We start from the raw sequence: 17,574 nt of genomic DNA, 5'->3' as shown, positions 1-17,574 counted from the left end.
CTCAACCGTTCAGGCTTTCCAACCACGCCTTCAGGTCATTGATCTCCGCCTCGTTGATCGAATGCCCCAGGCCTTGATAGGCGTGGAACTGCGGCGTCACCGACACGCTCTGCAGCAGCTTTTGCGCCTGGGTCGCCGAGGCATAGGGCAGGCGATTGTCCGCCGTGCCGTGGCCGATGAACAGGGCGGGCACGGTCAGTGGCTTGCCCGGTTTCACTTCGGCGCGCAATGCGGGCAGCATCTTGCCGCTGAGGATGGCCACCCCACCCACCGCGTCAGGGTGATGCAAGGCCACGTCATAGCCCATGATGGCGCCCTGGCTGAAGCCCACCAGGACCACCTTGCCCGGCGTGGTGCGGTATTTCTGCGCGGCGGCGGTGACGAAGTCCATGATCAGCTTTTCGCTCTTGGCGACGTCTGCAGGCTTGGCGTCGTACTCACCCGGGTTGGCGCCCTTGCCGAACCACTGGTAACCGCCCCCGGGCACGGTCATCGGCGCGCGCACCGAGAGGTAGGTGTAGTTGGCCGGGAAGTAGTCCTTGAGGCTGAACAGGTCCAGTTCGTTGCTGCCATACCCATGCAGGAAAATCACCAGCGGTTGCTGCTGGCTGTCCGGATGCGCCTGCTCCATGTAACTAAGCGGCAGATCATGTTGCAGGCTGAATTGGGCCTGGGCGGTGCCGGCAAACAGGCAGACAAACAGGGCAAGCCACTTGCGCATGGGGGTACTCCAACTGAACATTTACCTGCAGCCTAACACGCGGGGGGCTTGCAGGAAGGTATCCACACAGGCAGTGTTGGCCCATGCCCTTTTCGCTCAGGCGTGAGTGCTTTCGACCCGTCAATGCAGGTATTTTTTCATGGCCAGTCACCTGTTTTCCAGCGTCATCGCCTATTCCCAGCACTGTGAACGCCTGATCAAGGAAATGCTGCACATTCGCCCCTCCCTCGATCGCCAGCAGGTGATGACCTGGGTGGACGAGCAAAGCCATGCCCACTCCGACGGCGAGCCACTGGTGTACCTGCGTGCGCTGAGCGCACGGGTGCGCGCCGGCCAGCCGATGCCGTGGGACCAGGCATCGGGCGGGCCGGGCAAACCGATCAGGTAAGGCCGGTATCGGCCTGGCGTTGCTGGCCGGCAAAGGTATTGCCGGAGAGTTCATCGCGCAGTTCGTCGATCAACGCCTGCACCGCCTCCCTGTTGGCAAGACGGTGCAAGGCGATGCCGGTGACGATCAGGTCGACGCGCCCCGAGTCGGGTTCGTAGACTTTCACGGTCAGCAAATGGCCCGGTTGCACGCTGCTGTCGCAGGCCAGCGGGGCAAATCCTAGCTCGATCAATTGGCGCACTTGGAAAAGAGAAAGCACGGGCAGGCTCTCCTTCAGCGACATGCCATCAGGAATGGCGCAACAGGCGGCGCAGCACCAGCAACACACCGGCGCCGATGGCAACACTGGCCAGGGGGCGACGTTTGACGAAGTCGCCGACGGTGTCCAGTACCTCGCCATAGGACTGCTGCAACTGCCCGGCTGCCTCACGGGCCTGGCCTTCCATCTGCAGTTGCGAATCGCCGGTCAAGTCGCCCAACGCGCCTTGGGCCTTGCCGGCAACTTTCTGAACGGCACCTTTGATTTCTTCGGTTCTCATGCTGGTTTCCTTCTTCGCTCAAGATGTGAGCCCAGAATAGGAAACCGAACCGCGCGCGGTAAGCTGCATTTGCACGAAGTGTACTAGTGCATTTGCACTGCCGTGCGCTCGTTTCAGTGGACTCGAATGCGGCCAGGCAGGTCGCTAACGCCCCACGCGCCGCTCTCCGGCGAACAACCCGCGCTCACGCGCCCACACAATCGCTTCACTGCGGCTGTGCACCGCAAGCTTGGAATACACCGTGGCCACGTGGTTGCGAATGGTATTGGGCGCGAGGCCCAGGCGGCCGGCGATTTCCTTGTCGGCCAAGCCTTCGCAGATCAAGCCCAGCACTTCGCGCTCGCGCACCGTGAGGTCGGTAAAGGCGGTGGCCGGGTGATTGGAGGCATTGGCGCTTTTGACGTTGGCGAGTTTCTCGATCAGGGTCTGGCTGAACCAGGAAGCATCGCGCATCACCTCCTCGATGGCCGATACCAGTTCCAACTCCGAGCGTTTGCGCTCGGTGATGTTCATCAGCACCAACAAATAACAAGCCACCCCCTGGATGGTGCAGGTGTCGGCCGAGAGCACGCAGTCGATCAGTTCGGCGCCCTTCTTGCGCACCTGCACGTCCATCCCGTGAAGGTTGCCGGCAGCTTCCAAGGTGCCGAACAATTGCTGGCAGGTAGACGTGCCTTCGATAAACCCGATCTCGGCCACCGACCGCCCGATCACTTCCTCTGAAGTAAAGCCGGTGGTGTCGAGAAACGCCTCGTTGACCTCCACGACATGCTGGCGATCGGCGCTGCACACTAAGGTGGGCACTGGCGTCAGGCGGAAGGCCTTGGCAAAGCGCTCCTCGCTCTGGCGCAAGGCAACCTCGGCCTTGCGACGGGGCTCAAGGTCCATGAAGGAAAACAGCATGCAGTCCTCGCCGTTGATGTCCAACGGCTGGCCGGCGACGATCACCAGCTTGCTGCCGCCATCGGGCAGCTTCAGCTCGGCCTGCATCTGCGGAATGGTCGAGCCCTGGTTCAGGCGTTCTATGGCTAAATCCTTGCGCTCGGCGTCCTCCAGCACGTCCACTTCGTACACCGAGCGGCCGATGACCTGCTCACGCGAATACCCGGTCATTTCCAGAAAGCCCTGGTTGACCTTGATGTAGCGCAAGTCGTTAAGGCGGCAAATCACCGCCGGCGCGGGGTTGGCGTTGAAGGTTTTTTCAAAGCGCTGCTCGGCGCTGGCCCACTCGGTGGCGTCCGCCAGGATCAGCACCAACGACTCGGCGTCACCGTTGCGGTCGGTGAGCACCATGCTGCGCACCCGGTGCACCCAGGCGCGCTCATCACCGTCGGTGACCTCGACCACCACATCGCTGAACGTGTCGCCGCCGGCCACGCGGCTGATGGGGTACTGGTCGGCCGTCAAGGGGTGATTGTTGCGGTAACGCAGGGCAAAGCGCTGGCGGTACTCCTCGGCGTTGGCACCCAGGCCTGCGATATCGGCCACGCCATGCATGGCCAACGCCGCTTCGTTGGCCCAGAGAATGGTTTGGTCGATTTCCAGCAGGATCACGCCGTCGGACAACCCGGCGATGATCTCTTGCAACTGGCGGCGATTGGTTTCGGTGGCAAGGACGGCCTGGCTCATTATGACTCCTGAAATTACGGCGCTGCTGGCGTTAGGCAGCCTCTGGCATAGGACGCTTTTGAAGCAGGATAGTGCAGTGCGCGTGCACACCGCAGGGTGCGAATGCACCGGCTGGCCTAGTGCAATTGTGCCGCGACGGTTAGCCCGGGCACTGGGCAGACTGTCGGTGTCAGTGCGCCACTGCGCACGTTAAGGGAATCGATCATGACCACAGTCTATGAAAAAACCACATTGGGCTATCGCCTGTCCTGGGGTTCAGTGCTGGCCGGCAGTGCCATTGCCCTGGTGACCTACCTGACCCTCAGTGTGCTGGGCACCGCCATTGGCGCCAGCGCAGTGAACCCGATGCAACAGGGCAACCCGTTGAGTGGCTTTGGCACCGGCGCCGGTATCTGGATCTTTGTTTCCAGCGCCATCGCCCTCGCCGCCGGCGCGTTCGTGGCAGGCCGCACGGCGCCTGAGCGCGGTGGCTTGCACGGCGTGCTGAGCTGGACGCTGACCACCCTGCTGACCACCTACCTGCTGGCATCGCTGGCTTCAGGCGTCGCCGGCGTGGCCGGTAACGTGGTCGGCAAGGGCCTGTCCATGGCAGGCGATGGGGTGGCCGCCGCGGCACCGGGCATTGGCACGCAGCTCAAGCAAAAATTGAACGAGCAAGGCATCAGCCTGGACTGGGATAACCTGCAAGGGCAACTCGACACCCTGCTCAAGCAAACCGGCAAAACGGAGCTTGACCCTGCGCAACTTGACCAGAAAGCCGATCAGGCCAGCGGCGACGGCAAACAGACGGCAACCGACGTCGCCAGCAACCCCCTGCAAGCGGGCGACGCGCTCAAGCAGTGGTTCGAACGCGTGAGGATGGCCGGCGAGCCCGCGCTTAACGCTGCCGACAAGCAAGCACTGGTCAACATCGTGGCCGCACGTACCGGCAAGAGCCAGGCCGAGGCGAGCCAGATCGTGGAAAACTACGCGCAAGCCTATGCGCAGGCCGTGCAGAAGGTGAACGAGCTCAAGCAGCAGGCCGAACAGAAAGCCCGTGAAGCCGCGCAAGTGGCCGCCGCGCAACTGTCACACGCCGCGTGGGCCACCCTGGTCATGCTGTTGGTGGGCGCAGCGCTGAGCTTTTTCATTGGCCGCATCGCCCTGTCGTCTCGCGCCCCACGGGTCATCGTCGCCAGCTAACGCAACGTCGGGCAGGTGGGCTGCCACGCGGGGGCCGCCTGCCAGGCCACGACCCAGCGTGGCAACAGCGCTGCCGGCATCGGCTCGGCAATGCCGAACCCCTGTACCACCTCACACCCCAGTTGCAGCAGGCGCTTGCCGTGGTCGGCACTGTTGACGCCCTCGGCAATCACCTCGCGGCCAAACGCAGCCGCCAAGCCCAAAATTGCCTGCAAAATGGATTGGTCCTCAGTATCGGCGAGCATGTCTTGCACAAAGGTCTGGTCGATTTTCAACTGCGCCACGGGCAAACGCTTGAGGTAGGTGAGCGACGAGTAGCCGGTGCCGAAATCATCCAGCGCAAAGCGTACCCCCAGCGCGGCACACGCATTGATGGTGCGCGACACGCCGTCCATGTCCTCCAGCGCGCTGGTTTCGAGAATCTCTATCATCAACATGCCCGGCATCACACTCGGATGACGAGACAGGTGCCCACTCAAGCGGCTGACAAAGTCCAACTGCTGCAACTGACGCGCACCGACGTTCACACTCACTGGCATGCGCACCCCTTCGCGCAGCCAGGCCGCCATTTGCCCCAGGGCGCTGTCGATCACCCAATCGCCAATGACCTCCGACAGTCGATTGCCCTCGGTCAACGGCAAAAAGCCCTCGGGGGCGATCAGGCCTTTTTCCGGGTGCTGCCAACGAATCAGTGCTTCGCAGCCCACCACTGCACCGCTGCGCAGGTTGACCTTAGGCTGGTAATACAGCACGAACTCGTCGTCGCGCAGCGCCCGGTCAAGCCTGTCCAGCCGGGCGTTGCGGCCACGCAGGTGCAAATCACGCAGGGCATCGAAAACGTGGAAACGGTTCTTGCCCTCAAGCTTTGCCTGGTACATCGCCTGATCGGCCTGGCGCAGCAATTGGTCAGCGCTGATCTCGGCCGGTTGGGGAAAGTAACTGACGCCGATGCTGGCCGAGATGTCGACGCTCACACCGCCGACCTGAACCGGCTCACCGGCGGCGACCAACAGGCGCTCGAGCATCGGTTGAGTGTCACTGAGCTGCTCCAGATCGACCATCATCACCACGAATTCATCGCCGCCCAGGCGCGACAAGGTGCAATCGCAGCGCAAGGTGTGCTTCATGCGCGCAGCCACGGCTGCCAGCACCCGATCACCGGTTTCGTGGCCATGCACGTCGTTGACGGCCTTGAAGCCGTCCAGGTCCAGGTAGGCAATAGCCAACAGATTGTTGCGCTGCAACGCCACGCTCATGGCCTGCTGCATGCGTTCGGCAAGCAGCACCCGGTTGGGCAGATGGGTCAACGCATCGTAATGGGCAATGTATTCCAGTTGCCGCTGATGCTCACGCAGCTCGGTGATGTCCGACAGCGTCACGCGGACGGCTTGGCTGGCGGCCGAATCATGCCGTCGGCAATCCAGGCGCACGGCCAACGGCGTGCCATCGCCACGCAACAGCGTCAGATCGGCCTGATGGTGGGCAAGGTCATTGCAGGCCCGACGAAACACGTCTTGCCAGCGATCACCTTCGCTGGCCTGTACCCGCGTGCTGAAGCGTCGCCCCAGCAGGCGCTCGCGGTCCATGCCGAGCAAGGCCGCGCCAGTCAGGTTGACCGCCTGGATCATGCCACTGGTCGACAATGTCAGGTAACCCACTGGCGCGTGCTCGTACAAGTCCAGGTAAAGGTCGCGGGAAACTTCCAGGTCGATCTGCGTCTGACGCAGTGTCTCGTTTTGCATGTCCAGTTCGATCTGGTGAACATGCAATTCGTGCAACAACCCCGTCTGCCTGAGCGTCAGGCTTTCGTCGATGATCCGCTCGGCCTCTGTTCGCAAGGATTGCGCATCGCTCGGGGGCGGTATCGTCATCAAGGCCTCGTGCTGCTCGGCTGATTTTGCATGGCCAGTAATATCAGGTGCGGACGAGCACCCTTCCCTGTGACACGCCGGGCATTGAGGGTAAGGGTTCGCAGCCCCACGCCGGGTAGATCCTGTTCGACCACAAACCCATCGAAACTGGTGTTGCCCTGCAAAATCGTCCCCAGTTTTACCCGTAACGCCGGAATGTCCCATTGGCGGCTGCCCAGCTCATACAGCGTACGGCCCAAGGTCTGGCTGGCGACCGTGCGAAAATCATTGAAATAGGACCGGCTGGCGGACACCACCACCAGCTTGTCGTCCAGCACCAGCAATGGCTCGATGACCGTGTCGACGATCGCCTGCGCCAAGTCGTGCGCCGCCTGGATCGCCTGATCATTGGCCACCCGGGCATTGATGTCGTGGAACGTCAGCACCACGCCATCAATAACGTTATCCAATGTTCGGTAGGGCTGTATCCGCGCCAGGTACCAGTCGCCGGAAACCGTGCACACCTCCACCTCGTGGGGGATCAACGTATCTAGCACCGACTGCGCCGGCACCAGCAGTTCATCGCCCTCAAGGCAGGAGGTGATATCGGCCAGGGGCCGCCCGACATCCTTGGCGATCAACCGATAGATTTTGACCGCGTCGCGGGTGAAGCGGCGGATGGCCAGTTGCGCATCAAGAAAGATAGTTCCGATATTGATGCTGTCGAGCAGATTCTTCATATCGTTCTGCATGTCGCCCAATTGTTCGATCTTGGCCTGCAGTTCGGCATTGACGGTGACCAGCTCTTCGTTGACCGATTGCAACTCTTCCCGGGAAGTCTCCAGCTCCTCGTTCGACGATTGCAGCTCTTCGTTGGTGGACTGCACCTCTTCGTTGGTCGAGCTGAGTTCCTCGTTGGCGTCCTGCAACTCATCGATGCTGGCCTGAAGGTTTTCGCGGGTGTAGGCCAGGTCGCGCTCCAGGGCCTTGATCCGTTCGGCGGTCAGCGCTACCGACGGCCGGGCAGTTTTGCGCGCAATGGCGGTTGGCGCCTCTTGCGCCAACTCCTGGAAGCTGATCAGCAGCAGGCGCTCGTTCTGGGCACCGTCGGCCAGGCGCCGGACGCTAAGGCTCACGCGGCGGACCTGGTCATTACCGGTGATCGTGACCTCGCGGCCCAACGTCGCCTCGCCAGTGGCCGCCGCTTGGTGCAAGGCTCCGCGAAGGTCCAGTTGCAGGCCTTCACGGGCCATTTCGACCACGTTCAAGGTGGCTTGGCCCGGCGCAGGGCGCAGGTAATTGCCGGTGTCACCGTGTATATAGACGATATGGCCCTGCAGGTCGGTGACGACCGAGGCCGGTACAAAATCCTGCATCAACAGGCGCCGAGTCAGCTCGGCAACGTTCAATTCCTTGGTCATTTTGATGGGGTGGTCCGGGGTTCTGCTGACCCGTTCCGGCACCCACGACAGGCTGCTGTTCAAGGTCAAGGATTTGGAGGCAGGCGTTTTGATGGCCTGGTAGAACTTCCACTTGCGATGCAACGCGGTAAACAGCGCGCCATGACTGCCAACGCTTTCGGAAGGCGACAGGAACAACACGCCTTCGGGCTTGAGCGCGTAGTGGAAGGTCGGCACCAGCCGATGCTGCAATTGCGACCCCAGGTAAATCATCAGGTTGCGGCAGCACAGCAGGTCAAGGCGGGTGAACGGCGGGTCCTTGATCACGTTCTGCACGGCAAACACGATCATCTCGCGGATTTCCTTGCGCACCCGGTAGCCCGTCTCTTCGCGGTTGAAATAACGCGCCAGGCGCTCGGGGGACAGGTCTTGGGCAATGCTGTCCGGGTAAAGGCCAGCACGGGCAGTGCTGATGGCGTCATCGTCCAGATCGGTGGCGAAGAACTGCACCACAACACTGTGGTCGGCTTGTTCCAGCCATTCATGCAGCAAGATGGCCACCGAGTAGGCTTCCTCGCCACTCGCGCAGCCTGCTACCCACACCCTGAATACATACCCCGGGGGTTTATCGGCCAACAGTCCCGGCAGCACCTGTGCCTTCATCACCGCGAACGCCTCGGGGTCGCGCATGAACTGGGTCACGTTGATCAGTAATTCACTGAACAGCAACTGCACTTCCTCGGGGTGCAAACGCAAGTGCTCGGCGTAGTGCGCCTCGTCATTGGCCTGTTGCAGCAGCATGCGCCGTTCGATGCGCCTGGCAATGGTGCTTTTTTTGTACTGGGTAAAATCATGCCCCGTGGCATTGCGCAGGTGCTGCAGTATCTCGCTGAAGGCGGCCACCGGCAGTGCGCCGCCAGCCTGCTTGCGCGGCAACGCCAATGCCTTGGGCATGTCCTGCACCGCCAGCACTTGGCTGGCATTGCCTGCCTGGATAACGCTGGTGGGCATGCCATCGTAGGCGGCGTCCTCGGGCGTTTGCACCAGGGTCTGCCCCCCGTGGTCGAGAATCGACCGGCAGCCCAGGGTGCCGTCCGCCCCAGTGCCCGACAGTATGATGCCCACCGCACGCTGGCCCTGCTGTTGGGCCAGTGACGTCAGGAAGCGGTTGATCGGCAGGCGCTGCGCCCGCGATTGTGGCAACGGATGCAGGCGCAGGGAGCCCTGGTCCAGCGTCATGTCGACGTTCGGTGCGATCACGTACACGCAATTGGGCTGCACGGGCATGCGGTCAACAGCCTCGACGACTGTCATGGTCGTGGCCCGGGCAAGAATGTCGCTCAACAGGCTGGCGTGATCGGGGTCCAGGTGCTGGACCACGGCAAAGGCCAGCCCCGAGTCCGCGGGCATGTTGCGCAAGAAGCACTCCAGGGCCTCAAGGCCACCGGCAGAGGCGCCAATGCCGACCAACGCGCAGTCGCGGGCGCCAGCGCTGCCGGGTTCAGGAGGAGGGTTCGAGCTCACGGTATATCCTGTAGCGCCGATGGGGAGGGAAAGGCTCATGGCGCACCTTCATCGTAGCGGCTTCACAGCGCCCCTCCAAGCCATTTACCTGCCTGGCGTTGCCTGAGGGTGGCAGGCCATGGTTGATGCTGCCAGGCAAAGGGCGCTCTTGTATCATCGCCACACCCCTACCTTCCCTGCCAAGAGCCTCACCCTACGCCATGGACACCCTCGAAGGCCCACGCCTGCTGCTGCGCCCCCTTGAATACGCCGACGCCCAGGCACTGGTGGCTGCCGCCAGTGATGGCCAGCTATGGAACCTTCCCTTCACCGTGGTTCCTGGCCCCGAGACGGTGAACGGCTACCTGCGCACGGCGCTGAGTGGTCGCGAAGCCGGCAGCGTGATGCCCTACGTCACGGTATTGAAGGACACGGGCGAAGTCATCGGCTCCACGCGGTTCTGGAAGGTCGACCGGCAAAACCGCAAATTGGAAATCGGCAGTACCTGGATTGCCACGCGCTGGCAACGCAGCTTCGTCAACACCGAGGCAAAGTACCTGATGCTGTGCCATGCCTTCGAGCACCTCAATTGCGTACGGGTGCAGTTCACCACCGACGAGATCAACGCCAGGTCGCGCGCCGCTATCTTGCGCCTGGGAGCCCAACAGGAAGGCATCGTGCGCCACGAACGGATCATGCCCGACGGGCGCAAGCGCAACTCAGTGCGTTTCAGCGTGATCGATGACGAATGGCCACAGGTGAAGGCCGGGCTGTTGGCGCGCCTGCGCTGAAACAGCAGGCAAAAAGAAGCCCGCAACGTGGCGGGCTAACGGGAATCATCACAAAGGAGTGACTTCACAGTGCGCGCCCAAGCGTGAAAAGCGCGTGAAATGAATGTAAAGGATTCGCAAGCGTATATTTTTCAAAACCCGCCACACCTTAGCGATTATAGGAGTGCCCGTAAGCGTCATACCGCCAGCAGCAATGGTCACGATGCCCTGGCAGGATGATGCAGCCGTTGAGGGTCAGCATGGCGACAACGGGGATCAGCAATGCAAGTCGACGGAACATGGGGTCTTCCTCATGGTTACTCTTAACGAGACCGCCAGTGCTGGGCGGTTATTCATTGAACGGGCACCGCCAGGAAATTCCGTCGCGAAAAAAATCATTTTCTCGCGACGGATTTATCCGGCACCTATCGTTGAACCCATCAGCAGCGTTCACCGTCGAACGCACGCCTGAAGGAGTTGTCATGAGACTGTTCGCCAAAGTGGCCAAATTACGCCTCGCCCTGCTCATCCCATTCGCGCTCGCTTCGCTGGCGAGCATGCCGTCCTTTGCCCAGACCGAAGTCATCATCCAGCAGGCCCCACCGCCCATGCGTGCTGAAATGATCCCGGCCGAGCGCCCCGGCTATGCCTGGGACCGTGGCCACTGGCGCTGGGAAGGCCGGGGCTACGGCTGGGTGCCCGGCCACTGGCAACCGGTGATGCACGGCGCGCGTTGGGCGCCTGGCCACTGGCAGGCCCGCGGCCCTAACTGGCGCTGGGTTGAAGGGCATTGGGTGCGCTGATGGCCGGCCTGCGCGGGCCGTATACCCGCGCAGGCTTATACCTGGCACCTTGCCATCGCTTGTGGAAGCCACCTATTGAACGAACCTGACCCGGACGCAGACCTGCTGGCCCGCATCGGCAACAACGAACCGGCGGCAGTCAATGAAATGGTGTCGCGCAAGTTGCCGCGCCTGCTGGCCCTGGCCAGCCGCCTGTTGGGCGATGCCGACGAGGCCCGTGACGTGGCCCAGGAAAGCTTTTTACGTATTTGGAAACAGGCAGCGAACTGGCGCACCGGCCAGGCGCGGTTCGACACCTGGCTGCACCGCGTGGCGCTCAACCTGTGCTACGACCATTTGCGTCGCCGCCGCGAGCGTTTGCTGGCGCAGGACGAACAGCCGGCCGAGCCGGTCGACCCGGCGCCGCGCCCGGAAGAGCAACTGGAGGCCGCCGCCCAGAGTGAGTTGATGGCCCAGGCGCTGGCTTCGCTGCCCGACCGACAGCGTGAAGCCATTGTGTTGCAGTACTACCAGGAACTGTCGAACATCGAGGCCGCCGCCTTGATGGACATCAGCGTCGATGCGCTGGAAAGCCTGCTCGCACGGGCCCGGCGCAACTTGCGCAGCTACCTCGCCGGTGCTCGCGGCGAAGCCGACCTAGGAAGGGGAAGACCATGACACCTGATCGATTTGCCCAGCTCGCCGAAGCCTATGGCGCCGACCTGCACCACTGGCCGCGCGTGGAGCGCAGCCCCGCGCAGGCTTTGCTTGACCAGGGCGATAAACAGGCACTCGACGCCCTGCGCCAAGCTCGCTGGCTGGACGGCTGGCTGGACAGCCACCGCGTGGCCAGCCCAGCCCCTGGCCTGGCCCGGCAGATCGCGGCGTCGGCAGAGCTGAGCCCGAGCCCTTCCTTTTGGACCCATTGGCTATCACGCGCAGGCTTCGTCGGCGCAGGGTTGGCCGGCATCGCCGCCGGCATGCTGGTGGCCTCCTTGAGCTTACCCCTGCCGCATGCGGCCGACGCCCTGCCCAGCATCCTGGACCAGGGTGATGCCGACATCGTCTTCAACTTGAACGCCGAGGAAAGCGAGCAATGAGCGCCCCGTCAAAACACCTGAAAACCTTCTTGGTGGTCTCGCTGCTGCTCAACGTGTTCCTGATCGGCAGCGTCGGTGGCGGCCTGTACCAATGGTGGGGCCAACCCAAGCCCATGCCTGCCGCAGCAGGGCCGGCGGTGAACCAGCGCGGCCTGCGCCAGGTGCTCGCGCAACTGCCCGAGGCCCGGCGCCATGAGCTGCGCAAACTGATCCGCCAGACCCGCAATGAAAGCCAGCCGCTGATTCTGGCGGGCCGCGAGGCGCGCCTGGGGGTGATGCGCCAATTGCAGGCCAGTACGCTGGACCGTAATGCCTTGGAAGCCGACCTGGGCCGCGCCCGCGAAGCCGACAGCGGCCTGCGCATGCACGTGGACAACACCCTGGCCGAATTTGCCAGCACCCTGCCCCAGGATGAACGGCAAAAACTGGCCGAGTCCATGTACTTCCGCGGGCAAGGCAACGGTGCCAAACAGCCGTAATATTACCGCGACGGATTTTTCCGGCTACTGCGTTTAACCCTTGCAAGCCCGCCAAACAGGCGCTGGCTAAGAGTTATGCAAGGAATCACGCAATGCCCAGCATTATCAAGGCAACGCTTGTCGCCACCCTGATCGCCAGCGCGCTGGCAGGGTGTGTCGTGGAACCGGTGCACCCGCGCCGGCCGCCCCCTTTGGTGGAGGTGGTGCCGGTCGCGCCAGCGCCGGGTTACCGCTGGGTGCAGGGGCACTACCGCTGGGAGCGTGGGCAATGGGTGTGGCTGCCGGGGCATTGGCGTTATTAAGGCGACCGATGGCCTACAGTGTGGGATGACTCCCGACGCCAGGGAACTCGTCATCGCCGATGACGCACTGCGGGTTCCCTACAGGGTGCACAAAACCAGCGTGCAGGTGCCTAGGGTGTTAACTACACGAACGCAGCGTCCATTCGATCAATAATCAAGGCAGATAAAGCCTGAAATTCCCACCACCCAGTCCGCCACCGTTGGTGAGTTCCACCCGCCCCCGCACGCCGTTGCGCTGGTGGCGCTCGGCAATTTGCGCGGCGAAGTAAAGGCCCAGCCCGGTGCTACCGCTGACCGGGTTGATGCCCTGCACGTAATCGGACTGTCGCTCGATCAGTTCCGCCGGGTACCCGGGGCCGTCGTCGTTGATACTGAGTACCAGTTGACCGCCCTCCTCACCCACGGTGATATGGATCGCTTGGCGCGCGTAACGAATGGCGTTGATCAACACGTTGGCGACCACCGAGCCGATCAGCTCGCGGTCGAAAAAACCCAGCGGGCAAAAAGCGTCGACGTCATGGGTGGCGACGATGCCGCGGCTGCCCAACACCTCTTGGTGCCACGCCAGTTGCGCTTCGATAAAGTCGTCCATCTCGTGGTAGTCCGGGCGCAAGGGCAACTGGTTGACGCCCAGCTTGTAGAGCCCCAGCAGTTGCACCATCATCCCGTTGAGGTGCGCGAACTCATAATCGATGACCCCGCGCTCCGGCGAATGGCGTTGCGCCTCGGGCAACCGCTCCAGCCACTGGCCGTGAGCCTGCATCACGGTGGCCAGGGCGTTCTTCATGTCATGCACGGTGGAGGCAATGACCATGGAGAAATCCAGACCTGCTTGCTGTTCACTCATGCGCCATAGGCCCTGATCTGCAGTTTCTGGTAGCGCTCATGGCGCGCATCGGTATTGGGCATCTTGCCGACCATTCGCAGGCAACCGCGGCACTCTTCAAGCGCGGCGGCGCTTGGCGGTGCACCCTTGACCTGCAACAACGCCTGCGCCAGGTTCAGTGCGATACTGATGTTTTTCGGTTGCAGCGCGAAGGCCCGGCGGAACAGCTCCTGGGCCTGGGTCATGTCGCCGCCCTTGTAGCTGCGCACCCCTTGCAGGTTCAGGTCCATCGCCACCTTGTTGGCCCCCAGGATCTCGGGGTCATCGGTCTTGCTGGCGATGTTTTTCATCACCACCGGGTCATCCCCGTAAATTTCCGCACAGCTTTTCAGCACGCCGACGCTGGCTTGTTCCTGCCCCAGGTTTTTCAACTGGGTCGCCACTTTCAACGCCGCGTCCGCGCTCAGGAACTCGTCCATGCCCTGTAGACGGCTCATGGCCTCTTCGGTCAACTTCGCCGCCGCTTCCGGGTCCGACTGCTGCAGGCTGGTGGCCTTCATCAAACGCGTACGCACCTGCAGGCCCTCATCCTTGCCATGATCCTTGGCCACTTCGCTGAGGGTCTGGTTGAGCTCCACCCGGCTGCGTGCATCCAGGCCCTGGCCATCGTTCTTGCTGATCAACGCCTGGGCGAAACCGAGGTTGGTTTCCGGGTCTTTGAAGCGCGAGTGTTGCCCCTGGGACACGGCATGCCGGTAAGCCCGCGAGGCGCTGTCGAAATCCTCGTTGTCCAGCGCCAACTTGCCCAAAAGGCTCTGCCTGCGCACCGCCAGCGGCGACAAGCGCACGGCATCTTCCAACACGCTTTGTGCCCGTTTTGGCTCGCCCTGGGCCACCAACACATCGGCCAAGCCGTCATAAAGCGCGGGCAACGTGGGGAATGTCTTCAGGGCCTGCTCGTAGATACCCTGGGCTTCAGCGATTTTCTTGCGCTTGAACAACAGGCTGCCCAACGCACGATAGGCCCAGGGTGTCGGCCGATCGGCAACAATACCCTTGAGCAGCGCTTCCAGCGCGTCGTGCTGGTTCAAGTCGCGCAGCGCGTCGGCCTTATAGCGCAAGCTCAACGGGGCGTAACGCTCGTCTTGCTGGGTCAATTGGGTACAGGCCGCCAGCACTTCCATTGGCTTGCCCCGGTCCAGGGCTTGCAGAATGGGCTTGAGCAGGGTTTTGCGCTGCACAAGTTTTTCCAGCCGCTGGGCAAGGCCGGCACGGTTGAACGGCTTGGTCAAGTAACCATCGGGCTCCCACTCCAACGCACTCATTACCATGGCCTGGCTGTTTTCGGCCGTGACCATGATGAACACACTCTCGTGGCTCAGTAGCTTGTCGGTCATCAGGTCTTCGAGCACATGCTGACCGTTCTTCTTGCCGTCCCCCAGGTTGAAGTCGTGCAGCACGAAGTCGTACTGCTTTTGCGCGCACATTTTCAAGGCCTGTTCACCGGTGTCGGCGGTGTCCACATCCTTGACGCCCAGATCGCGCAGCATGGTCCTGACCGAACTGCGGAAGTCAGAGAAATCATCGACGATCAGAAATTTCTTTTGGTTGTACGCCAACATGGGTGTCCTGTCAGGAGAGAGGCTTCGCTATACAGCGTTATCGGCACGGCATGGGGTTTCTAAAGACTGTTCATTGATGGCGCCAAGGGGAAAAGAGTCACGGAAATTATGGCTGTTTGCCATCAACCAAAAAAAGCCCCGATCTGTTTGGGCAGGTCGAGGCTGGGGGCTAGCGTCAATTATGCGAATCAACCAAGGTCAAAACGGTCCAGGTTCATCACTTTGGTCCAGGCCGCGACGAAGTCCTTGACGAACTTGGGCTGCGCATCCGCGCTGCCGTACACCTCGGCGATCGCCCGAAGCTGGGCGTGGGAGCCGAACACCAGGTCGACCCTGGTAGCGGTGCCTTTGACGACTCCGGTCTTGCGGTCGCGCCCTTCGAACGCATCCTTGCCCGGCGAAACGGCATTCCACTGCGTGCCCATGTCGAGCAATTGGGTGAAGAAGTCGTTGGTCAGGGTCTGCGGCCGCTGGGTGAACACGCCCTGGGCGCTCTGCCCGACATTGGCGCCCAGCACGCGCAAGCCAGCCACCAACACCGACATCTCTGGCGCAGTCAGGGTCAGCAACTGCGCCTTGTCGACCAGCAGTGCTTCGGCCGACACCTTATACTGGCCCTTGAGGTAGTTGCGAAAACCATCGGCGATGGGCTCCAGGAAGCCAAACGACTCGACATCAGTTTGCGCCTGCGAGGCATCCACCCGACCTGGCGTGAACGGCACCGTGACCGACTGCCCGGCGTTCTTAGCCGCCTGCTCGACCCCCGCGCTGCCCGCCAACACGATCAGGTCTGCCAACGAGATCTTCTTGCCACCCGCCTGCGCACCGTTGAATTCGCCTTGAATGCCCTCGAGGGTCTTGAGCACCTGGGCCAATTGCTCAGGCTGGTTGACCGGCCAATCCTTCTGCGGCGCCAAGCGGATACGCGCGCCGTTGGCACCCCCACGCTTGTCGGAACCACGGAAGGTGGATGCCGAAGCCCAGGCGGTGGACACCAGTTGCGCAACGCTCAGGCCCGATGCCAACACCTTGGCCTTGAGTGCCGCCACGTCGCCATCATCGACCAACGCGTGGTCAACCTTGGGCAGCGGGTCTTGCCACAGCAGCTCTTCAGTCGGCAGTTCCGGGCCCAGGTAGCGCGTCAGCGGGCCCATGTCACGGTGGGTCAATTTGTACCAGGCCCGGGCGAAGGCGTCGGCCAACTGCTCGGGGTTGGCCAGGAAGCGCCGGGAGATGGCCTCGTAGGCCGGGTCAAAACGCAGCGCCAGGTCAGAGGTCAGCATGGAGGGCGCGCGACGCTTGGCGGGGTCGAAGGCATCGGGGATCTTGCCGGCGCCCGCACCGTTTTTCGGCGTCCACTGGTGGGCACCTGCCGGGCTCTTGGTCAGTTCCCAGTCGAACCCGAACAGGTTTTCCAGGTATTCGTTGCTCCATTTGGTCGGGGTCGAGGTCCAGGTCACTTCCAGGCCGCTGGTGATCGCATCCTTGCCCACGCCGGTGCCAAAACTGTTTTTCCAACCAAAGCCTTGCTGCTCGATGTCAGCGGCTTCAGGCTCGGCGCCCACGTTATCGGCGGGGCCGGCACCGTGGGTCTTACCGAACGCGTGGCCACCTGCGATCAGCGCCACGGTCTCTTCGTCATTCATGGCCATGCGGCCGAAGGTCTCGCGGATATCAATGGCCGACTTGACCGGGTCGGGGTTGCCTTCAGGACCCTCCGGGTTCACGTAGATCAGGCCCATCTGCACGGCGGCGAGCGGGTTTTCCAGGATGCGCCCGTCCTCGGTACGGCTCTGTTCGGTGCCGTGCTTGTCGGGCTCGGCCACCAGCACACCTTCACCCGCTGGTTGGGCGTCCTTGCCGTAGCGGGTGTCACCGCCCAGCCAGGTCTTTTCGTTGCCCCAGTACACGTCTTCCTCGGGCTCCCACACGTCGGGGCGGCCACCGGAGAAACCGAAGGTCTTGAAGCCCATGGACTCCAGCGCGACGTTGCCGGTGAGCACGATCAGGTCGGCCCAGGAGATATTGCGGCCGTACTTTTGCTTAATCGGCCAGATCAACCGGCGCGCCTTGTCCAGGCTGACGTTGTCGGGCCAGCTGTTGAGCGGCGCAAAGCGCTGCTGCCCGGCCCCTGCACCACCGCGACCGTCCCCGGTGCGGTAGGTACCGGCGCTGTGCCAGGCCATGCGGATAAACAGCGGCCCATAGTGGCCGAAGTCCGCCGGCCACCAGTCCTGCGACTGGGTCATCAATGCCTGCAGGTCGCGTTTGACTGCGGCAAAGTCCAGTTGCTTGTAGGCGTCGGCATAGTTGAAGCCCTCGCCCATGGGATCGGAAAGTGGGGAGTGCTGGTGCAAAATTTTGAGGTTGAGTTGGTTCGGCCACCAGTCGCGGTTTGTCGTGCCACCGCCAGCGGCGTGGTTGAACGGGCATTTCGATGCTGTGGACATGGTTATTGTTGTCTCCCTGTCAGGTACTCAT

Annotated in this window: 18 protein-coding genes; 8 read left to right on the top strand and 10 right to left on the bottom strand. The window is 62.4% G+C overall.

Annotation, left to right across the window (positions count from 1 at the left end):
- Window position 1: 1 nt before the first annotated feature.
- Complete coding sequence (locus L9B60_RS22095) at window positions 2-721, bottom strand: alpha/beta hydrolase (RefSeq protein WP_249673105.1); 720 nt, start codon at window positions 719-721, stop codon at window positions 2-4.
- 139 nt (window positions 722-860) lie between these two features.
- On the opposite strand from L9B60_RS22095, the gene L9B60_RS22090 reads away from it, so the two are divergent.
- Window positions 861-1,109, top strand: a complete 249-nt coding sequence (locus tag L9B60_RS22090; protein ID WP_249673104.1) for a hypothetical protein — start codon at window positions 861-863, stop codon at window positions 1,107-1,109.
- Here L9B60_RS22090 and L9B60_RS22085 read toward each other — a convergent pair.
- The 3 genes from L9B60_RS22085 to L9B60_RS22075 all read right to left on the bottom strand — a co-directional run bounded on the left by L9B60_RS22085 (window position 1,102) and on the right by L9B60_RS22075 (window position 3,277).
- Window positions 1,102-1,368 carry a DUF1652 domain-containing protein gene (locus tag L9B60_RS22085; RefSeq protein WP_249673103.1) on the bottom strand — a complete coding sequence of 89 codons (267 nt, stop codon included), beginning with the start codon at window positions 1,366-1,368 and terminating at the stop codon, window positions 1,102-1,104. The genes L9B60_RS22090 and L9B60_RS22085 overlap by 8 nt on opposite strands.
- 28 nt (window positions 1,369-1,396) lie before the next feature.
- Window positions 1,397-1,648: a CsbD family protein gene (locus L9B60_RS22080; RefSeq protein ID WP_249673102.1), complete on the bottom strand. Its 252-nt coding sequence runs from the start codon at window positions 1,646-1,648 to the stop codon at window positions 1,397-1,399.
- Between the two features lie 144 nt (window positions 1,649-1,792).
- Window positions 1,793-3,277: a helix-turn-helix transcriptional regulator gene (locus tag L9B60_RS22075; RefSeq protein WP_249673101.1), complete on the bottom strand. Its 1,485-nt coding sequence runs from the start codon at window positions 3,275-3,277 to the stop codon at window positions 1,793-1,795.
- A gap of 204 nt (window positions 3,278-3,481) precedes the next feature.
- Here L9B60_RS22075 and L9B60_RS22070 point away from each other — a divergent pair, with 204 nt between their 5' ends.
- The gene (locus L9B60_RS22070; protein ID WP_249673100.1) at window positions 3,482-4,459 is read left to right on the top strand and encodes a hypothetical protein; all 978 of its coding nucleotides are present in this window, start codon (window positions 3,482-3,484) and stop codon (window positions 4,457-4,459) included.
- On the opposite strand, the gene L9B60_RS22065 is transcribed toward L9B60_RS22070, so the two are convergent.
- Both L9B60_RS22065 and L9B60_RS22060 read right to left on the bottom strand, forming a co-directional pair.
- Complete coding sequence (locus L9B60_RS22065) at window positions 4,456-6,330, bottom strand: putative bifunctional diguanylate cyclase/phosphodiesterase (protein ID WP_249673099.1); 1,875 nt, start codon at window positions 6,328-6,330, stop codon at window positions 4,456-4,458. The two genes, L9B60_RS22070 and L9B60_RS22065, sit on opposite strands and share 4 nt — an antisense overlap.
- A complete protein-coding gene (locus L9B60_RS22060; protein ID WP_249673098.1) occupies window positions 6,330-9,272 on the bottom strand; it encodes a chemotaxis protein CheB in 2,943 nt (980 codons plus the stop codon). The genes L9B60_RS22065 and L9B60_RS22060 overlap by 1 nt, the downstream gene beginning before the upstream one ends.
- A 161-nt stretch (window positions 9,273-9,433) precedes the next feature.
- On the opposite strand from L9B60_RS22060, the gene L9B60_RS22055 reads away from it, so the two are divergent.
- Entirely contained in the window at window positions 9,434-10,003 is a 570-nt protein-coding gene (locus tag L9B60_RS22055) for a GNAT family N-acetyltransferase (RefSeq protein WP_249673097.1), read from the top strand.
- Window positions 10,004-10,151: 148 nt separating this feature from the next.
- On the opposite strand, the gene L9B60_RS30485 is transcribed toward L9B60_RS22055, so the two are convergent.
- Window positions 10,152-10,283, bottom strand: a complete 132-nt coding sequence (locus tag L9B60_RS30485; RefSeq protein ID WP_283780523.1) for a hypothetical protein — start codon at window positions 10,281-10,283, stop codon at window positions 10,152-10,154.
- A 181-nt stretch (window positions 10,284-10,464) separates the two neighbouring features.
- Between L9B60_RS30485 and L9B60_RS22050 the strand changes: the two genes are divergently transcribed.
- The 5 genes from L9B60_RS22050 to L9B60_RS22030 all read left to right on the top strand — a co-directional run bounded on the left by L9B60_RS22050 (window position 10,465) and on the right by L9B60_RS22030 (window position 12,645).
- Window positions 10,465-10,785 carry a YXWGXW repeat-containing protein gene (locus tag L9B60_RS22050; protein ID WP_249673096.1) on the top strand — a complete coding sequence of 107 codons (321 nt, stop codon included), beginning with the start codon at window positions 10,465-10,467 and terminating at the stop codon, window positions 10,783-10,785.
- Between the two features lie 75 nt (window positions 10,786-10,860).
- Window positions 10,861-11,442, top strand: coding sequence for an RNA polymerase sigma factor (locus L9B60_RS22045; protein WP_249673095.1), 582 nt, complete (start codon window positions 10,861-10,863; stop codon window positions 11,440-11,442).
- Window positions 11,439-11,864: a hypothetical protein gene (locus tag L9B60_RS22040; RefSeq protein ID WP_249673094.1), complete on the top strand. Its 426-nt coding sequence runs from the start codon at window positions 11,439-11,441 to the stop codon at window positions 11,862-11,864. The genes L9B60_RS22045 and L9B60_RS22040 overlap by 4 nt, the downstream gene beginning before the upstream one ends.
- Window positions 11,861-12,343 carry a periplasmic heavy metal sensor gene (locus L9B60_RS22035; RefSeq protein ID WP_249673093.1) on the top strand — a complete coding sequence of 161 codons (483 nt, stop codon included), beginning with the start codon at window positions 11,861-11,863 and terminating at the stop codon, window positions 12,341-12,343. Before L9B60_RS22040 ends, L9B60_RS22035 begins: the two co-directional genes overlap by 4 nt.
- Window positions 12,344-12,435: 92 nt before the next feature.
- Complete coding sequence (locus L9B60_RS22030) at window positions 12,436-12,645, top strand: YXWGXW repeat-containing protein (RefSeq protein ID WP_249673092.1); 210 nt, start codon at window positions 12,436-12,438, stop codon at window positions 12,643-12,645.
- A gap of 154 nt (window positions 12,646-12,799) precedes the next feature.
- On the opposite strand, the gene L9B60_RS22025 is transcribed toward L9B60_RS22030, so the two are convergent.
- The 3 genes from L9B60_RS22025 to katG all read right to left on the bottom strand — a co-directional run bounded on the left by L9B60_RS22025 (window position 12,800) and on the right by katG (window position 17,543).
- Complete coding sequence (locus L9B60_RS22025) at window positions 12,800-13,492, bottom strand: sensor histidine kinase (protein ID WP_249673091.1); 693 nt, start codon at window positions 13,490-13,492, stop codon at window positions 12,800-12,802.
- The gene (locus L9B60_RS22020; RefSeq protein WP_249673090.1) at window positions 13,489-15,093 is read right to left on the bottom strand and encodes a tetratricopeptide repeat-containing response regulator; all 1,605 of its coding nucleotides are present in this window, start codon (window positions 15,091-15,093) and stop codon (window positions 13,489-13,491) included. The genes L9B60_RS22025 and L9B60_RS22020 overlap by 4 nt, the downstream gene beginning before the upstream one ends.
- A 188-nt stretch (window positions 15,094-15,281) precedes the next feature.
- Window positions 15,282-17,543: a catalase/peroxidase HPI gene (katG, locus tag L9B60_RS22015; RefSeq protein WP_249673089.1), complete on the bottom strand. Its 2,262-nt coding sequence runs from the start codon at window positions 17,541-17,543 to the stop codon at window positions 15,282-15,284.
- Window positions 17,544-17,574: the final 31 nt, after the last annotated feature.

Origin of the sequence: Pseudomonas abieticivorans (assembly GCF_023509015.1) — a bacterium.
Lineage (GTDB): Bacteria > Pseudomonadota > Gammaproteobacteria > Pseudomonadales > Pseudomonadaceae > Aquipseudomonas > Aquipseudomonas abieticivorans.
The sequence above is the reverse complement of the archived record's forward strand: the minus strand, read 5'-3'. Positions and strand labels throughout refer to the sequence as shown.